The following is an 18,025-nucleotide window of genomic DNA, read 5'->3' as shown; positions in this document are numbered from 1 at the left end:
TTGTTGATTTATAAAATTTTTGTTCCATTTGCTAGAGATTGATCTACTTCAAGAACCTGCAATTTCCCGCCTGTTTCCCCAGTTAAAATCATTCCCTGGGAAATTTCCCCTCTGAGTTTAACTGGTGTAAGATTCGCTACGCAAACGAGCTTTTTCCCTACTAATTCCTCTGGTTGATAGTGCTTGGCAATCCCTGAGACTATTTGTCTTTTTTCAAATCCAAAATCAAGCTGAAGCTTTAAGAGACGATCCGCTTTCTTCACTGGGGCTACTTCCAATACCTGTGCAACTCGAAGATCGACTTTTGAGAAATCATCAAATGCAATTTCTGCTCCCAGCTCAGGTAATTCCGTTTCTTCGATTTCCACTTTCTCTTCTTCTACCTTAGGTGCACTTCCCTGCATTTTTTCTTTAATGTAGGCTACTTCTTCTTCAACCTCTAAACGCGGGAACAAAGGCTCGCCTTTTTGTACCGTCGCATGTTGAATTGCACCAAATGATAGGATACTATCCCAGTTTTTGAGCTTCTCTTCTTCAATTCCAAGTTGGAAGAAGATTTTCTCAGGTGTTTTCGTTAGGAATGGCGTTAAGAGGACTGCTGTGATTCGAAGTGATTCTGCTAAATGATACATAACAGAATGCAATTCTTTTCGTTTTGTTTCATCCTTTGCCAGCACCCATGGAGCTGTTTGATCAATATATTTATTGGTTCTGCTGATTAATGTCCAAACATTTGAAAGAGCCACAGAGAATTCAAGGTTTTCCATCGCCTCTTCATAGGCTTTGACGGTTTGCTCAGCGACTGCTTTCAGCTCTTCATCAAACTCATTAACAGGGCCCTTATAGCTGCTTAAAGTGCCGTCAAAATATTTTTGGACCATCGCAACTGTACGATTAAGCAAGTTACCTAAATCATTGGCAAGGTCATAGTTTACACGTTCCACGAATCCTTCTGGTGTAAACACACCATCCGCACCAAATGGTACTTCGCGAAGCAGATAATAACGGAGGGCATCGAGGCCATAGCGATCAATTAATGTGACCGGATCTACCACATTCCCTTTTGATTTAGACATTTTGCCATCTTTCATGAGCAGCCAGCCGTGTGCGAAAATTTGCTTCGGTAGAGGCAGATCTAATGCCATCAACATAATCGGCCAATAAATCGTATGGAAGCGTACAATTTCTTTTCCTACGAGATGTACGTTGGCAGGCCAATATTTTTTATATTTCTCATCTTGATCAGTTCCATAGCCAATCGCAGTTAAATAGTTGAATAACGCATCAATCCATACATAAATGACGTGTTTTGGATTGTTAGGAACTTTAATTCCCCAATCAAAGGTTGTTCTTGATACGGCTAAATCCTCTAAACCTGGTTTAATGAAGTTATTAATCATTTCATTCTTTCTTGATTCAGGCTGAATAAACGATGGATTCTTTTCGTAATAATCGAGCAAACGATCCGCATACTTACTCATACGGAAGAAATATGATTCCTCTTTAATTAATTCAACAGGGTGTCCGCTGTCAGGGCTTTTCCCGCCAATGACTTCCCCTTTCTCATTACGCTCAACATCAACAAGCTGTGTTTCCGTATAGAATGTCTCATCAGGAATACTGTACCAGCCCTCATATTGATCTAAATAAATATCGCCTTGATCAAGAAGTTTTTGGAATACCTGCTCGATGATTTTCGTATGTCTTTTTTCTGTTGTACGGATGAAGTCGTCATTCGAAATGTCGAGTTTCTTCCATAATGATTTAATGTCTTCAACGACTGGATCTAAATACTCGATTGGTGTGATATTTTGTTCTTCAGCTTTTTGCTGAATTTTTTGTCCGTGTTCATCTGTACCCGTTAAATACATCACATCATAGCCTTGAAGACGTTTATAACGAGCCATAGCATCTCCCGCTACTGTCGTATAAGCATGTCCAATATGTAATTTTCCGCTCGGATAGTAAATAGGTGTTGTCAGATAAAACGTTTTTTTCTTTTCTGGCATGTCGGAACCTCCTGCGTGTGTGTAAATGTCAAAAACTCCCGCCCAATGGACGAGAGCGGTTATCATCATTACATGAAAATGTGTCAGATCAATTCATTTAATTTTGCACTTGTGCTTTCTCTATGATACCATCTTAGCCTTTAAGATCAAGCATATATACATAGAACGAGATGAAATGATCGAAAAAGATGAGTTTTTCGAAAAAAACGACAAACCCGTCGACATTTTGTCGAATATTGTCGTATGAAATCTATTTCCAGATTTACAATTGGCTAAATTAGGGCAAAAGTCTTGTTAATCTGAACTCGTCATTTCTTATATTTTCATAGAAAAAGCCTACAAAATCCTTATACATCAGTAGTTTCAAGGTCTTTTGACTTTAAGAGTCATATTTTACAAACAATAGTAAACAAAATGATTGACGATTTATGGAAACCTTGTTATGCTAGGAATGTAAGGAATTTGTCGAATAATGACGAAGATAATATTATTTTAGTAATAAGAACTTTTTGGGAGGAGAATGAAGATGAAATCTACAGGTATTGTACGTAAAGTTGACGAATTAGGACGCGTGGTGATTCCAATCGAACTTCGCCGTACGCTAGGAATCGCTGAAAAAGACGCTTTGGAAATTTATGTTGATGATGAAAAAATTATCCTAAAAAAATATAAACCAAACATGACTTGCCAAGTAACAGGTGAAGTATCAGACGATAACCTTAAACTTGCTAATGGTAAATTAGTTCTTAGCCGTGAAGGTGCAGAGCAAATCATTAACGAAATCCAAAACCAACTTCAATCACAAAAATAAGTTTCATATAAAAAAGGTTCTTGCACCGTTTGCAAGAACCTTTCTTTATTGTTCAATATGATAGGCATCGTATATCGTGCGCTTTGGCACACCACGTTCGACAGCTGTACGTTTAATGGCTTCCTTCGACGTTAATCCTTCCTCTATGTAATGAATCACATGTTCTTTTTCAGATAAGGACGTCCACCATGCTTCTTCATTCAGCTCTTCTTCAGCTTGATCATTTCCTTGCACTACAAGACAGAACTCACCTCGAATTTGATTCTCCGCAGCCCATGTCAGCACAGATTCTAAATCCCCACGAATAAACTCTTCGAATTTTTTCGTTAGTTCTCTCGTAATGGCGATGTTCCGATTTCCCCACACTTCCTTCATCAAAGTCAGCGTTTCTTTTAACCGATGGGGCGCTTCATAGAAAATGACCGTTTCTTGGCGTTTCTTCAAGGCTTCAAGCTGCTTTTTCTTTTCTTTTTTTTGACGGTCGAGAAAACCGTAAAAGAAAAATGGCTGAGGCGCGATTCCTGATGCAATGAGTGCCGTTAGTGCAGCATTTGCGCCAGGTAACGGAATAACATAGCCTCCGATGCTAGTAAAATCTCGAACCACTTCAGCCCCCGGATCTGAAATCGTCGGTAAACCGGCATCACTCACGAGTGCGATATTTTTCCCTTCTTTTAGCCATTCGATTAACTTGTGGCCGCTGCTGTCTTTGTTATGCTCATGATAACTCGTTAAGGGTGTATCAATTTCGTATACATGACAAAGCTTTTTCGTTTGCCTTGTATCTTCTGCGGCAATATAGTCTACATCTTTTAACGTTTGTATCGCTCGGAACGTCATATCTTCTAGATTTCCAATCGGGGTTGGGACGAGATAAAGAATGCCCATGTCAGATTGACCATCAAAGCTTTTCTGTGTCTTTTTCATGTGCCGCCTCCTTTTCCATTCGCATTTCTTCTATATACATGTCTTTCTTTTTCCGTGTCCACGTTTTGAAACGATATTCTTGCTGCATGGCTTCTCTTTTGGTTGCAAAACATTCATGATAAAAAAGCTCAACCGGCCGTCTCGCTCTTGTATACTTTGCTCCTTTTCCACTATTGTGGGTCATCAATCTTTTTTGTAAATCATTTGTATAACCCGCATACAGGCTGCCATCTGCACATTTTAATACATAGAAGTAATGATTATGCTTCTCCATACAGTATCGTCCTGATTTCATCTGTATACTCCTGGTCTTCTCTATAAACAAAAAGAGGCGGGAGAATTTTCAGATCTGGTTTTCCATCTTTTATGCCCTCTACCAAGATGGTATTGGCTTCTTTCCCTTGTTTGGGATAAACAAATTGAATACGTTTTGGCTCAATTCGGTATTTCTTCATTAATTCCACAATCTCAAGCAGCCGTCCTGGTCGATGAACCATCGCCAGTTTCCCCCCTTGCTTTAGCAGCGTGGAAGAAACACGAATAACATCTTCTAATGTACAATGAATTTCATGCCGGGCAATCGCCAAGTATTCATTTTCATTGATTTCATCCTTAGAAGGTGTTTTAAAATATGGCGGGTTACATGTAATCACATCAACTTTATGGTTGCCGTAGCGTTCCGGCATATCATTCAAGTCACCATGAATCAATTCGATCTGGTGCGCAAGTTGATTATACTCCACACTTCTTTTGGCCATATCAAACAGCCGTTCTTGAATTTCAACACCCGTAATCGAGGCCTTAGATCGAGTCGAAAGCAGCAATGGCACAATGCCATTTCCGGTACAAAGGTCAATGATTTCCCCTTTTTGGATTGGCACATAAGCAAATTTAGCTAATAACACTGCGTCCAATGAAAAGGCAAACACAGTTTTACTTTGAATAATCTTCATATCTTCGGCGAGCAGGTAATCTAAACGTTCATCTTCTCTTAACGAAACCATGATGTATCCTTTCTTTTCCTGTGAAAAAGGCTTCCGATTCAGCGGAAGCCTTTTCTCATTTTTTATTTAAAAATGACAGACAGAACAAACAGTCTCCCTCTTTACGAATGCTCCCATAATGTACATTACAAATATGGAAGCCCTCCTGATATAATCGGGCCAGGTTATCATGACCTTCTCCTATATCAGAATGACTTGCCTTCTGGGCAGAATCATTCTCTGCCTCAGACGATTTGTCTCGATCGGACTGATCCAGACGTTCACGCAAGTGCTGATTCTCCATCTGCAGCTGATGATTTTCTTCAATCACTTCACCGATATGATTTTTCAAATCACCTAACTGGCGATAAAGAGAACCGATTTGTTCTTCTAAATTAATTACCGTATCAAATAGTTCCTTTTTATCCAAGGTGGCACACCTCGTTACTCAGTTGTTTGTGCAGATACAACGCCTTCTTGTAATAATTCTTCCCATGTATATTCTATCACTTTTTCTTGCCCGGTTAATTCAACTTGCAAAATTCGTTCTAAAATATTGAGCCCTACTACCTTTGCAGAGCCATTAGACGTCTGAATCGTTTCGCCGATATCCGGTAATTGTTCCTTCGCTGTTTCATACTCATCATTCTCATATTTCAAGCAGCACATCAAACGGCCGCATAGTCCTGAAATTTTTGTAGGATTTAACGATAGATTTTGATCCTTTGCCATCTTAATCGACACTGGTTCAAAATCTCCTAAGAATGTCGAACAGCAGAGCATTCGCCCGCAAGGACCAATGCCTCCAAGCATTTTTGCCTCGTCTCTTACACCAATCTGGCGAAGTTCAATTCTCGTTTTGAAGATTGATGCAAGATCCTTCACTAGCTCACGGAAATCAACTCTGCCATCTGCTGTGAAGTAGAAGATGACCTTGTTGCGGTCAAATGTAAACTCAACATCGACCAGTTTCATTTCCAGCCCATGTTCACTTACCTTCTGAAGACATGTATCAAAGGCTGTCATCGCTGCTTCTTTGTTTTCCTCAACGATGAGCCGGTCTCGTTCGTCTGCTACACGAATGACTTTACGCAGAGGGAGAACCACATCGTGTTCATCTACTTTTTTGTTGGCGATGACCACTTGTCCGTACTCAACCCCTCTGACTGTTTCTACAATGACACAACTATCATTTTCTATATGAAATCCATTAGGATCGAAATAATAGATTTTGCCCGCTTTTTTAAAGCGAACACCAATTACGTTGTACAAGCTTATCCCTCCTGCAACATCAACACCAATTGCTCCATCAGCCCTTGGGCATTCACGTTGGATTGAAGTCTCTTTTTCGCTTCTAATACAGCAAGGATCTGGCTGGTCACCATCTGCTGTGTGGAATGCAGCGCATGCTGCTTCATTGTCTGGAATAAGTCTTGATAAATGACTTTATCTTCATTTCCTATTTGAATCGACAATACATCACGATATATAAATAAAAGCATATCCAGACCTGTTTCTTGAAGGTCTTTCTCTTTGAAAAAAGGCATCCATTGATCCTGTATATAAAAAAATGCATGTTCTTTTCGCTGGTGTAAGACTTCATACAATTTTATCACTTTCGCTCTAGACTCTGCAAACTGATCATTTCGACTTAATTCGAGTGCTTCTGCTAAATTATTGGTTAAATTCGACAAAAGCCTTGCGAGATGCTGAGATACGCCTTCTTGTAAAAGCTGCTGCTCCAAGGATTGTGGCTGCAGCGGCTGAAAGCTGAGCATCTGACATCTTGAAATAATCGTATCCAGCATTTTATGCGATTGCTCAGTGATTAAAACCGCCATCGTTTCCCGATTGGGCTCCTCTAGGAACTTCAATAAACTGTTCGCGGCATTGACCGTCATTTTGTCCGCATGAAGAATAATATACATTTTCCGGTGAGATTCTACACCCGCTTTTGTAAATTCCTCCTGCAGTGCCTGCACTTGTGCCTTCTTAATTGATTGTCCGTCAGGCTGCACAAGATGTAAATCGGGATGGTTTCCTGATGCAATCCTTTTGCAGTTTTGACAGGATTCACATGGTTTCACTCCTGATTCCAAACAAAAAAAGCTCTTAGCCATCAGCATCGCTGCATCCAGCTTACCGGTTCCTTTTTTCCCTTCAAATAAGTAGGCATGCGCAAGTCGGTCTTTTTCAATACTATTAAAAATCAGCCGCATGACGCGCGGCTGCAAATCATTCATGTCATCCCAGCTAATTGCCATGTTATCACTCTCTATGTGTAAAGGTTAATCAATAAACCTTTTATTTCTCCAATACGTTCAAGCAAATCAATAGATGGTTTCTCTTGGTCCATCATTTCCTCGGTTAATTCAATCAGCTTCTCATCTAAGGCTTTGACTAAAGCAAGTGTACGTGTGTTGCCATAAATGTCAAAGCTCCTTGATGTTTCTATATTTAATCCATTATCGACTGTCTCTTTCACAAAGCGCTTCACCAGTCCTTTAAACCTAGCCAAATCCTTTAGGTTTCGTGACTTCGCTAGCTTTTTACCGAACACTTCGATATCACTGAGCATGACCGTCAGCTGTTCTAAGCGCAGTTTGCCGCTTTGCGTCTCCATCGAAGCTTTAAAGGAAGCAGATGTTTGGTTTCCTTTCAATGCTTGAAGTTCACGCTTTTCTAGACGCAGCCGCATATCTTGATTAATTTTCACAGCAACCCATCCTTAAAATTGATGAAATTGTTCAACTGGCAGAATAAAAACAGTAGCTCCGCCAACTTCAACCTCAACAGGGTATGGTACGTATGAATCTGCATTTCCACCCATTGGGGATACAGGCGCAATCATTTGATCACGTTTACGGCAATTTTCTTTTATAAGCTGTAATGCTTTATCCACTCGGACATCATCACAACCAATAATAAAAGTCGTATTCCCAGACTTTAAAAACCCACCAGTTGAAGCTAATTTTGTCACGCCGAAATGATGTTCAGTCAATATTTTCAACAACTTGCTGCTATCTTGGTCCTGTACAACGGCAACAATTAATTTCATTTGATTGGCCTCCTTTATTTTAGGCACAGATGACATGCCGATGTCTTCCTCTATATTATAACAACGATTGGGAATTAGGTCATATTTGATTTTGCTTTAATGTGTCCTGAATCAATTGAAGGACTTCTTCATAGACAGCCTGCATCGGCTGAGATGCATCCACTACACGGAATCGTTCTGGTGATTGTGCAATAAGCAGTTCATAGCCTTCTCTGACCAGCTGGTGGAAATTCAGCGTCTCCATGTCTAATCGATTCTTTTCTCTTCCCTGGTTGGCATCAATTCGCTTTAGCCCTTCCTCAGGTGTAATAGAAAAATAAATGGTCATTTGCGGCATCGTGCCATTGATAGCAAAATCATTAATTGATTTTACTGCTTCAATCCCAAGCCCTCTCGCATAGCCTTGATAAGCAAGGGAGCTATCAACAAAACGATCACATAAAACTGTCTGCCCGCGCTGTAATGCCGGTTCTACCTTCTCAGCCAAATGCTGCCTTCTCGCCGCTGCATATAGCAAAGCTTCTGTTTTCGCGTCCATTTTTGTGTTTTTTTCATTTAAAATGACTTCACGAATCTGCTCTGCAATGTCAATGCCGCCAGGCTCACGTGTCGCCATCACTGCATATCCTTGGCGTTCCATTTCTTCATACACTTTTCGAATCACTGTCGTTTTTCCGGCACCCTCTGGCCCTTCAAACGTAATAAACATACCGCTCATAGTGTCTCCTCTTCTATATAAACATATAATTTTCTCTGATGAATCACCTGACTCGCTTGAACATGAACCTGATGTCCAAGTAAACGGCTTAAAGCCGCGATTTGATCGATTTCAATACGTTCTCCCTTAACGATCAAAGGAATACCCGGTGGATATGGTATAACCGATTCTGCACTAATCCGGCCTGCTGCATGTTCAAATGGGACGGCTTCTATATCCTGTCTATGCTCATTGTTCTCAATAGCCAGTGCCTCTCTTTGGATATGACCTTTTCCTTTGAGAAATGAATTGCTTTGATTAAGGGCCTGCTCTATTCGGTTAAAAGGAATATCCTTCTTCTGTTCTAAACCAAAGACAAGTAAAACCTGATGTTCGTCCGCAAGCTCTGGGTGAACCTCCACTGATTCAAGCACTCGTTTTAGTTCATAACCCGTCAGCCCTTTTGTTGATCGAATCACACATTTTAATGGATCGTTAAAAAGCAATTCAGACTGGACTACTTCAAGCTGAGGTATACGGTTGAACTCATTTTTCAGCTCTGCCAGCCCTTTCATCATTCCATCCAGGATCTCTTTTTTCTTGATCTCCTCGACATAGGCCCTTGCCACATCTAATGAGGCCATAATTGGATAGGATGGAGAGCTGCTTTGAAGCATCGTGAGGAATGTTTTCAAACGTTTTGCATCCATTCGTCCCCCCTGAAGATGAAGGTAGGAACCCATCGTCATGGCTGGAAGGGTTTTATGTGCTGATTGTACCACCACGTCAGCTCCATAGGAAAGAGCAGATGGAGGAAAAGCGCCGCCTAATACAAAATGTGCACCATGTGCCTCATCAACCAAAACGATCATGCCTGCTTCGTGGCACATGTGAATCAGTTTTGATAAATCAGCTGCATGACCATAGTAGTTCGGATAAGTCAAAACGATCGCCCGGCAATTAGGATGTTTGGCTATGGCTTTTTTGACTGTTTCATCTGTCACATGTGTTGGAACATGTAGATGTTGATCTATCTCAGCTTCTACCATAATAGGCATTGCTCCTGCAAGCTCAATCGCATGGTAAACAGACTTATGACAATTTCGCTGGACAAAAATCTCATCTCCCGCACGACAGGCTGTCATCACCATCGCTAAATTTCCGACAGTTGTCCCATTCACAAGGAAAAAGCTTTGATCTGATCCATATAGCTTTGCCAATAAATGTTCAGCCTCTTGAATCACACCAGTTGGATGATGAAGATCATCTAATCCTTCAAGCTCTGTTACATCCAGCTGAAGAATTGAGTCATAATAAGTCCGTGCCTCATCAAAAAAGACATCTCCATTGTGATGTCCTGGAACGTGGAAAGAATAAGGTTTCTTTTCCGCATGTTGTACTAATGCTGTATATAAAGGTGTTTTCAAACAAATCGATCCTTTTCACTTTCGATATCTTATGTCTATTATAACGTTCATACAAGGGAACCGAAAGATGGATTCTCATTCCTTTATTGGCTGGTGATTTGTCAGCTTCTGTTCTGCCTCATACATGCTGTTTTTCAATTGAGCACGCTCTTGGCTTCCATGCTCTTTCACCTGTAACGTTTCCTGTAAGGTTTCTGCTAATTGGCGTTGAACCTTTTTCAACGTATCTATAGGTGCAAAAGCTGCTTCTTCAAGAAGTTCTCCCTGTTGCTTTGATACCTTTTCGTATGTTTTTTGGATACGATTCTGAAGAGCTGAATTGGCACGCTGCTGAATATGCGTTAACGCAATCGACATTTGGTTGATCCATAGAGGAATGGATGCAGAAACAGTTGATTGAATGTGATTGGCCAATGTATGATTCGTATGCTGGATCATTCGAATTTGGGCATTACATTGCAACGCAATTTGCCGGCTTAACAGCAAATCATATTTCCGTTCCTTCAACCTCTCCATATACTCTTCTGCATTGAATTCCTGACTCATCAATTTCTCCTCTATAGTCCGATTACCAATATGCTGCGTTTCTGATATGATCTGCTTTTCTAAAGTTGTCATTTTCGCTTCAACTGCTGCAACCTGCATCGTCATCTCTTGGAAATAAGTTTGATTTTCTTCAAATAAACGCTCTAATAACATATGATCCGAGATTAATCCGCCTTTTGCATAACGAAGTCTTGCTGATAATCTCTCGATCTGTGATTTTGCATGTTGAAAACGCGATATGATTTCCTGAGTAGAACGCTTCTCCCGCTGAAACAATTTCAAAAAAAAGCCCTGCTTCTTTGGCAGTAAATCCTCAGGTTCTACTATATGCAGCTGGTGCAAAAAGGCCTCAAGCACATCTCCTATTTGATCGATATCTTTTTTCTCAACATATTTCATCATTTGTTGTGATTGTTCCAATAATCGTTCCTGAACACGTGTACCATAGAAAAGCAGCTTTTGCGGATTGTCAGGGATCTGCTCGGCACGCTGTATGGCTTCTTGTTTCTCCTCATCAGATAAGGTATCAAACACCCGAAACTGAAGATCTGTAGTGGAAGCAGTTGATGATCGGATGTGATCTTCTGGTTTCATTGCGTTTGACTCCTTTCATTATTTCTTTATCATTTTATCTGCCACTTCAAGCTCAATATGAAGAGCTTCTATGTCTCTTCCTAATACTTGCTGCAAATCATTCGTCAATTGCTTTTGCAGCTCTGTCAGCGTCACTCGAGTTTGGCTAAGTGTCATTTCCAGCTCATGACTGCGATCAGGCTGATTATACAATAGTGCATATTTTTCAGTTAGTTCAACAACAGAATCCAAGCTTTCGAAATAAAAACGCTGTGCATCATAAAACCGGTTCGGCTCTTTTTTTGTAATCGTATAGATTCGTCGTGCAAGTCTGAGAATTTCATAATTATGTTTGATCGTTTGTACGTTTTTCACAGCAAATAAAGCTTTCTTTAAACGTACAAGCTTTTGTCCTGCTTCTTTTAAATGCTGTTTGATATATACATAATCACTACGAGACAGTCCGTGTTTCTTTAAAAACAACTGGAAAGCAACCCATCTGCTCCCTGCAAACATCACGCCCCACCCTATCATCGCATACAGTATCGATAATCCAACATGATGATGGAAAACCCCAATACTGACGGTTAAAATCACAAGCGAAAAAAAAGTAGAGAGGATGGCCCATATAAATGTATAAAAAATTGATTTCATGTTCATCGACTCCTATGAATAATCAGGCTCTCTGTTTATCTTATTATTAATTACGGATGATGTCCAAACTAAGTTCCAAAAAACAGGCCCAATCCTTCATGGCTCATAAAAAAAGACCATCTAATGGTCTATGAATACAAAGGCGGCGTATGAAGATTTTTAAGCTTTCTAACATAATCGGCATAGCTGGGATCCGAGGTCGATGTAGAAATTAACTTTCGCTCACATTCTCGGCACAAAAACTGATGATATAAATAAATTCCCTTTGTTTTTTTCTCTTCACAAATCAAACAAATCGCTTCTCGCTCTTTTTTGCTCATTGTGACACCTCCACTTATAGCTTCAGTATGCCCTAGTGCTTTCAATTGTATACAAAATTAAGAATGTTTTAGATGGTAGTTTAGTATATGTATCCATGTCAGATCGAGTGTTTGTTCCTTTTCTTAAAAAACAAAAAAGACCAGTTCCAAATGGAACTGATCCTGATAGAAGCTTGGCGGCGTCCTACTCTCACAGGGGGAAACCCCCAACTACCATCGGCGCTGAAGAGCTTAACTTCCGTGTTCGGTATGGGAACGGGTGTGACCTCTTCGCTATCGCCACCAAACCTGATGGAGAGAATGTTCTCTCAAAACTAGATAACAATGTTCATGCTTCACAATAGAATATAGGTTAAGTCCTCGATCTATTAGTATCTGTCAGCTCCACGTGTCACCACGCTTCCACCTCAGACCTATCAACCTGATCATCTTTCAGGGATCTTACTTCCTTGCGGAATGGGAAATCTCATCTTGAGGGGGGCTTCATGCTTAGATGCTTTCAGCACTTATCCCGTCCGCACATAGCTACCCAGCGATGCCCTTGGCAGAACAACTGGTACACCAGCGGTGCGTCCATCCCGGTCCTCTCGTACTAAGGACAGCTCCTCTCAAATTTCCTGCGCCCGCGACGGATAGGGACCGAACTGTCTCACGACGTTCTGAACCCAGCTCGCGTACCGCTTTAATGGGCGAACAGCCCAACCCTTGGGACCGACTACAGCCCCAGGATGCGATGAGCCGACATCGAGGTGCCAAACCTCCCCGTCGATGTGGACTCTTGGGGGAGATAAGCCTGTTATCCCCGGGGTAGCTTTTATCCGTTGAGCGATGGCCCTTCCATGCGGAACCACCGGATCACTAAGCCCGACTTTCGTCCCTGCTCGACTTGTAGGTCTCGCAGTCAAGCTCCCTTGTGCCTTTACACTCTGCGAATGATTTCCAACCATTCTGAGGGAACCTTTGGGCGCCTCCGTTACATTTTAGGAGGCGACCGCCCCAGTCAAACTGCCCACCTGACACTGTCTCCCTGCCCGATAAGGGCAGCGGGTTAGAAGGTCAATACAGCCAGGGTAGTATCCCACCGATGCCTCCACCGAAGCTAGCGCTCCGGTTTCCAAGGCTCCTACCTATCCTGTACAAGCTGTACCAACATTCAATATCAGGCTGCAGTAAAGCTCCACGGGGTCTTTCCGTCCTGTCGCGGGTAACCTGCATCTTCACAGGTACTATAATTTCACCGAGTCTCTCGTTGAGACAGTGCCCAGATCGTTGCGCCTTTCGTGCGGGTCGGAACTTACCCGACAAGGAATTTCGCTACCTTAGGACCGTTATAGTTACGGCCGCCGTTTACTGGGGCTTCAATTCGCACCTTCGCTTACGCTAAGCGCTCCTCTTAACCTTCCAGCACCGGGCAGGCGTCAGCCCCTATACTTCGCCTTACGGCTTCGCAGAGACCTGTGTTTTTGCTAAACAGTCGCCTGGGCCTATTCACTGCGGCTTCTCGGGGCTTTAACACCCTAAGAAGCACCCCTTCTCCCGAAGTTACGGGGTCATTTTGCCGAGTTCCTTAACGAGAGTTCTCTCGATCACCTTAGGATTCTCTCCTCGCCTACCTGTGTCGGTTTGCGGTACGGGCACCTCTCACCTCGCTAGAGGCTTTTCTTGGCAGTGTGGAATCAGGAACTTCGCTACTAAATTTCGCTCGCCATCACAGCTCAGCCTTTATGGGAAACGGATTTGCCTATTTCCCAGCCTAACTGCTTGGACGCGGATATCCAATACCGCGCTTACCCTATCCTCCTGCGTCCCCCCATTGCTCAAATGGTGAGGAGGTGGTACAGGAATATCAACCTGTTGTCCATCGCCTACGCCTTTCGGCCTCGGCTTAGGTCCCGACTAACCCTGAGCGGACGAGCCTTCCTCAGGAAACCTTAGGCATTCGGTGGACGGGATTCTCACCCGTCTTTCGCTACTCATACCGGCATTCTCACTTCTAAGCGCTCCACCAGTCCTTCCGGTCTGGCTTCACAGCCCTTAGAACGCTCTCCTACCACTGTTCGTAAGAACAGTCCGCAGCTTCGGTGATACGTTTAGCCCCGGTACATTTTCGGCGCAGAGTCACTCGACCAGTGAGCTATTACGCACTCTTTAAATGGTGGCTGCTTCTAAGCCAACATCCTGGTTGTCTAAGCAACTCCACATCCTTTTCCACTTAACGTATACTTTGGGACCTTAGCTGGCGGTCTGGGCTGTTTCCCTTTCGACTACGGATCTTATCACTCGCAGTCTGACTCCCAAGGATAAGTCATCGGCATTCGGAGTTTGACTGAATTCGGTAACCCGGTAGGGGCCCCTAGTCCAATCAGTGCTCTACCTCCGAGACTCTTACCTTGAGGCTAGCCCTAAAGCTATTTCGGAGAGAACCAGCTATCTCCAGGTTCGATTGGCATTTCACCCCTACCCACACCTCATCCCCGCACTTTTCAACGTGCGTGGGTTCGGGCCTCCATTCAGTGTTACCTGAACTTCACCCTGGACATGGGTAGATCACCTGGTTTCGGGTCTACGACCACGTACTCATGCGCCCTATTCAGACTCGCTTTCGCTGCGGCTCCGCATCTTCTGCTTAACCTTGCACGGGATCGTAACTCGCCGGTTCATTCTACAAAAGGCACGCCATCACCCGTTAACGGGCTCTGACTACTTGTAGGCACACGGTTTCAGGATCTATTTCACTCCCCTTCCGGGGTGCTTTTCACCTTTCCCTCACGGTACTGGTTCACTATCGGTCACTAGGGAGTATTTAGCCTTGGGAGATGGTCCTCCCGGATTCCGACGGAATTTCACGTGTTCCGCCGTACTCAGGATCCACTCTGGAGAGAACAACATTTCAGTTACAGGGCTGTTACCTTCTTTGGCGGGCCTTTCCAGACCTCTTCGCTTATATCGTTCCTTTGTAACTCCGTATAGAGTGTCCTACAACCCCAAGAGGCAAGCCTCTTGGTTTGGGCTGTTCCCGTTTCGCTCGCCGCTACTCAGGGAATCGCATTTGCTTTCTCTTCCTCCGGGTACTTAGATGTTTCAGTTCCCCGGGTATGCCTTCTCATACTCTATGTATTCAAGTATGGATACTACTCCATTACGAGCAGTGGGTTTCCCCATTCGGAAATCTCCGGATCAAAGCTTGCTTACAGCTCCCCGAAGCATATCGGTGTTCGTCCCGTCCTTCATCGGCTCCTAGTGCCAAGGCATCCACCGTGCGCCCTTTCTAACTTAACCATTTCTTACTTTAGAAAGAATCACTATGTGTGATGAACTTTGCATTGCATTCAATGTGAATGTATTACTTATTGTTATCTAGTTTTCAAAGAACACGTTGGTGGAGCCTAGCGGGATCGAACCGCTGACCTCCTGCGTGCAAGGCAGGCGCTCTCCCAGCTGAGCTAAGGCCCCGATTTAATAGAAGATGGTGGGCCTGAGTGGACTCGAACCACCGACCTCACGCTTATCAGGCGTGCGCTCTAACCAGCTGAGCTACAGGCCCATCTTTCATATCGAAGATATGATGTTGTAGGATCTTTTGCAAGTTCCTTCAAAACTAAACAAGACGAAAACGCACGCTGCTCCATATATCCTTAGAAAGGAGGTGATCCAGCCGCACCTTCCGATACGGCTACCTTGTTACGACTTCACCCCAATCATCTGCCCCACCTTCGGCGGCTGGCTCCATAAAGGTTACCTCACCGACTTCGGGTGTTGCAAACTCTCGTGGTGTGACGGGCGGTGTGTACAAGGCCCGGGAACGTATTCACCGCGGCATGCTGATCCGCGATTACTAGCGATTCCAGCTTCACGCAGTCGAGTTGCAGACTGCGATCCGAACTGAGAACAGATTTATGGGATTGGCTAAACCTTGCGGTCTTGCAGCCCTTTGTTCTGTCCATTGTAGCACGTGTGTAGCCCAGGTCATAAGGGGCATGATGATTTGACGTCATCCCCACCTTCCTCCGGTTTGTCACCGGCAGTCACCTTAGAGTGCCCAACTAAATGCTGGCAACTAAGATCAAGGGTTGCGCTCGTTGCGGGACTTAACCCAACATCTCACGACACGAGCTGACGACAACCATGCACCACCTGTCACTCTGTCCCCGAAGGGAAAGCCCTATCTCTAGGGTTGTCAGAGGATGTCAAGACCTGGTAAGGTTCTTCGCGTTGCTTCGAATTAAACCACATGCTCCACCGCTTGTGCGGGCCCCCGTCAATTCCTTTGAGTTTCAGTCTTGCGACCGTACTCCCCAGGCGGAGTGCTTAATGCGTTAGCTGCAGCACTAAGGGGCGGAAACCCCCTAACACTTAGCACTCATCGTTTACGGCGTGGACTACCAGGGTATCTAATCCTGTTCGCTCCCCACGCTTTCGCTCCTCAGCGTCAGTTACAGACCAGAGAGTCGCCTTCGCCACTGGTGTTCCTCCACATCTCTACGCATTTCACCGCTACACGTGGAATTCCACTCTCCTCTTCTGCACTCAAGTTTCCCAGTTTCCAATGACCCTCCCCGGTTGAGCCGGGGGCTTTCACATCAGACTTAAGAAACCGCCTGCGAGCCCTTTACGCCCAATAATTCCGGACAACGCTTGCCACCTACGTATTACCGCGGCTGCTGGCACGTAGTTAGCCGTGGCTTTCTGGTTAGGTACCGTCAAGGTGCGAGCAGTTACTCTCGCACTTGTTCTTCCCTAACAACAGAGCTTTACGATCCGAAAACCTTCATCACTCACGCGGCGTTGCTCCGTCAGACTTTCGTCCATTGCGGAAGATTCCCTACTGCTGCCTCCCGTAGGAGTCTGGGCCGTGTCTCAGTCCCAGTGTGGCCGATCACCCTCTCAGGTCGGCTACGCATCGTCGCCTTGGTGAGCCATTACCCCACCAACTAGCTAATGCGCCGCGGGTCCATCTGTAAGTGACAGCCGAAACCGTCTTTCATCCTTGAACCATGCGGTTCAAGGAACTATCCGGTATTAGCTCCGGTTTCCCGGAGTTATCCCAGTCTTACAGGCAGGTTACCCACGTGTTACTCACCCGTCCGCCGCTAACATCCGGGAGCAAGCTCCCTTCTGTCCGCTCGACTTGCATGTATTAGGCACGCCGCCAGCGTTCGTCCTGAGCCAGGATCAAACTCTCCGAAAAAGTACAAAACCGAAGTTTTGTTTTTCGTCAGCGTTTGACTGACTACCTATGAAGTATCATAGGATTTTTTTATAAAAACTCGAATTAACAGGTACGTTTTGTCTTGTTTAGTTTTCAAAGAACTTGTTTACCGCTTCAGAAGCGACTAGAAAATCTTATCACATCAAAGTTGTTAGTGTCAACAACTTTTTTTGTTAGTATGTTTTTTCGTTTCTTCGTCATCAGCGACGTATACTAATTTACCATCCTACCGAATCAAAGTCAACAATATTTTTCATTAAATAATAAACTTTTCAATTACAATTAAAGCTGCTACGCCTGGAATACCCAATAAACCACTAATTCCACTCGTTACAGGATTAATAGAGACATGTAATCCTAGACTCTCGCCAAATAGGTTGAGGCAAAATAAAAAAAGAGCGCCTGCCACAAACTTCACTCCGATAAGCCCTAACCATTTGAATGGATTCGCCTGCACACCTGACATAAACAACAATAGCACAGCCAGCAAAATTGACCCAATCACAATAACAGGTTCCATAATCCTCTCATCCCCTCTTCATATGAATAGTACAAGCATATGAGAAGATTATGTACAATAGACCTGCTATTTCCAGTTGTTTAGACGTAAATTCCTCTTTTTCGCTTCTCTCAGATAGAAAAAGTACTTCGCTTGAGCAAGCTTTAATTCGAATAGAATGTCCGGTGAAGGCTCAACGCTATTTGCGACAAGCTTTTTTTGTCTGTTCCATTCTTCTTTTTGCTTAAAAAGCTGTTGAATTAATTTCTCATCGAATTCTTTTCGAATTGATTTTCTGCGAAGAAAACCCAT

Annotated in this window: 17 protein-coding genes, 2 tRNA genes and 3 rRNA genes; 1 reads left to right on the top strand and 21 read right to left on the bottom strand. The window is 43.6% G+C overall.

Going from position 1 to position 18,025, the window contains the following annotated elements; translation table 11 throughout:
• Positions 1–8: 8 nt before the first annotated feature.
• Complete coding sequence (gene metG, locus QR42_RS00255) at positions 9–2,009, bottom strand: methionine--tRNA ligase (protein ID WP_039175894.1); 2,001 nt, start codon at positions 2,007–2,009, stop codon at positions 9–11.
• Positions 2,010–2,529: 520 nt separating this feature from the next.
• Between metG and QR42_RS00250 the strand changes: the two genes are divergently transcribed.
• Positions 2,530–2,820, top strand: coding sequence for a transition state genes transcriptional regulator AbrB (locus tag QR42_RS00250; RefSeq protein WP_087975202.1), 291 nt, complete (start codon positions 2,530–2,532; stop codon positions 2,818–2,820).
• A 45-nt stretch (positions 2,821–2,865) separates the two neighbouring features.
• On the opposite strand, the gene rsmI is transcribed toward QR42_RS00250, so the two are convergent.
• The 20 genes from rsmI to QR42_RS00150 all read right to left on the bottom strand — a co-directional run bounded on the left by rsmI (position 2,866) and on the right by QR42_RS00150 (position 18,025).
• Positions 2,866–3,747, bottom strand: a complete 882-nt coding sequence (rsmI, locus tag QR42_RS00245; protein WP_039175891.1) for a 16S rRNA (cytidine(1402)-2'-O)-methyltransferase — start codon at positions 3,745–3,747, stop codon at positions 2,866–2,868.
• Entirely contained in the window at positions 3,722–4,021 is a 300-nt protein-coding gene (locus tag QR42_RS00240) for a GIY-YIG nuclease family protein (protein WP_039175889.1), read from the bottom strand. Before QR42_RS00240 ends, rsmI begins: the two co-directional genes overlap by 26 nt.
• Entirely contained in the window at positions 4,008–4,751 is a 744-nt protein-coding gene (locus QR42_RS00235) for a tRNA1(Val) (adenine(37)-N6)-methyltransferase (protein WP_039175886.1), read from the bottom strand. Before QR42_RS00235 ends, QR42_RS00240 begins: the two co-directional genes overlap by 14 nt.
• 55 nt (positions 4,752–4,806) lie before the next feature.
• Positions 4,807–5,160, bottom strand: coding sequence for a DNA replication initiation control protein YabA (gene yabA, locus QR42_RS00230; protein ID WP_039175883.1), 354 nt, complete (start codon positions 5,158–5,160; stop codon positions 4,807–4,809).
• Positions 5,161–5,174: 14 nt separating this feature from the next.
• Positions 5,175–6,002 carry a competence/sporulation regulator complex protein RicT gene (locus QR42_RS00225; protein WP_024425628.1) on the bottom strand — a complete coding sequence of 276 codons (828 nt, stop codon included), beginning with the start codon at positions 6,000–6,002 and terminating at the stop codon, positions 5,175–5,177.
• A gap of 2 nt (positions 6,003–6,004) precedes the next feature.
• On the bottom strand, positions 6,005–6,994 hold the full coding sequence (holB, locus tag QR42_RS00220; RefSeq protein WP_039175879.1) for a DNA polymerase III subunit delta': 990 nt from the start codon (positions 6,992–6,994) through the stop codon (positions 6,005–6,007).
• An 11-nt stretch (positions 6,995–7,005) separates the two neighbouring features.
• Positions 7,006–7,446: a YaaR family protein gene (locus QR42_RS00215; protein ID WP_039175878.1), complete on the bottom strand. Its 441-nt coding sequence runs from the start codon at positions 7,444–7,446 to the stop codon at positions 7,006–7,008.
• A gap of 12 nt (positions 7,447–7,458) precedes the next feature.
• Positions 7,459–7,788, bottom strand: coding sequence for a cyclic-di-AMP receptor (locus tag QR42_RS00210; RefSeq protein WP_024425625.1), 330 nt, complete (start codon positions 7,786–7,788; stop codon positions 7,459–7,461).
• Between the two features lie 79 nt (positions 7,789–7,867).
• Positions 7,868–8,506, bottom strand: a complete 639-nt coding sequence (gene tmk / locus QR42_RS00205) for a dTMP kinase (RefSeq protein ID WP_039175875.1) — start codon at positions 8,504–8,506, stop codon at positions 7,868–7,870.
• On the bottom strand, positions 8,503–9,912 hold the full coding sequence (locus QR42_RS00200; RefSeq protein WP_039175872.1) for an aminotransferase class I/II-fold pyridoxal phosphate-dependent enzyme: 1,410 nt from the start codon (positions 9,910–9,912) through the stop codon (positions 8,503–8,505). The genes tmk and QR42_RS00200 overlap by 4 nt, the downstream gene beginning before the upstream one ends.
• A 75-nt stretch (positions 9,913–9,987) precedes the next feature.
• Positions 9,988–11,052 (bottom strand): toxic anion resistance protein, encoded by a 1,065-nt coding sequence (locus tag QR42_RS00195; RefSeq protein ID WP_039175869.1) that lies wholly within the window; start codon positions 11,050–11,052, stop codon positions 9,988–9,990.
• A gap of 18 nt (positions 11,053–11,070) precedes the next feature.
• Complete coding sequence (locus tag QR42_RS00190) at positions 11,071–11,685, bottom strand: 5-bromo-4-chloroindolyl phosphate hydrolysis family protein (protein WP_039175866.1); 615 nt, start codon at positions 11,683–11,685, stop codon at positions 11,071–11,073.
• Between the two features lie 128 nt (positions 11,686–11,813).
• A complete protein-coding gene (locus QR42_RS00185) occupies positions 11,814–12,005 on the bottom strand; it encodes a sigma factor G inhibitor Gin (protein ID WP_024425620.1) in 192 nt (63 codons plus the stop codon).
• A gap of 171 nt (positions 12,006–12,176) precedes the next feature.
• Positions 12,177–12,292, bottom strand: a 5S ribosomal RNA gene (rrf, locus tag QR42_RS00180).
• A 61-nt stretch (positions 12,293–12,353) separates the two neighbouring features.
• Positions 12,354–15,284: ribosomal RNA gene (locus QR42_RS00175) — 23S ribosomal RNA — on the bottom strand.
• A gap of 98 nt (positions 15,285–15,382) precedes the next feature.
• A tRNA-Ala gene (locus QR42_RS00170) sits at positions 15,383–15,458 on the bottom strand.
• Positions 15,459–15,472: 14 nt separating this feature from the next.
• Positions 15,473–15,549 (bottom strand) — tRNA-Ile (locus QR42_RS00165).
• A gap of 95 nt (positions 15,550–15,644) precedes the next feature.
• Positions 15,645–17,193, bottom strand: a 16S ribosomal RNA gene (locus QR42_RS00160).
• The 16S, 23S and 5S rRNA genes sit together here with 2 tRNA genes alongside, the layout of an rRNA operon.
• A gap of 277 nt (positions 17,194–17,470) precedes the next feature.
• Positions 17,471–17,734: a pro-sigmaK processing inhibitor BofA family protein gene (locus QR42_RS00155; protein ID WP_034284261.1), complete on the bottom strand. Its 264-nt coding sequence runs from the start codon at positions 17,732–17,734 to the stop codon at positions 17,471–17,473.
• 66 nt (positions 17,735–17,800) lie between these two features.
• On the bottom strand, positions 17,801–18,025 hold the full coding sequence (locus QR42_RS00150; RefSeq protein ID WP_024425764.1) for a YaaL family protein: 225 nt from the start codon (positions 18,023–18,025) through the stop codon (positions 17,801–17,803).

Source organism: Bacillus sp. WP8, from assembly GCF_000800825.1.
Lineage (GTDB): Bacteria > Bacillota > Bacilli > Bacillales > Bacillaceae > Bacillus > Bacillus safensis.
This window is presented reverse-complemented; position numbering and strand designations above follow the sequence as displayed.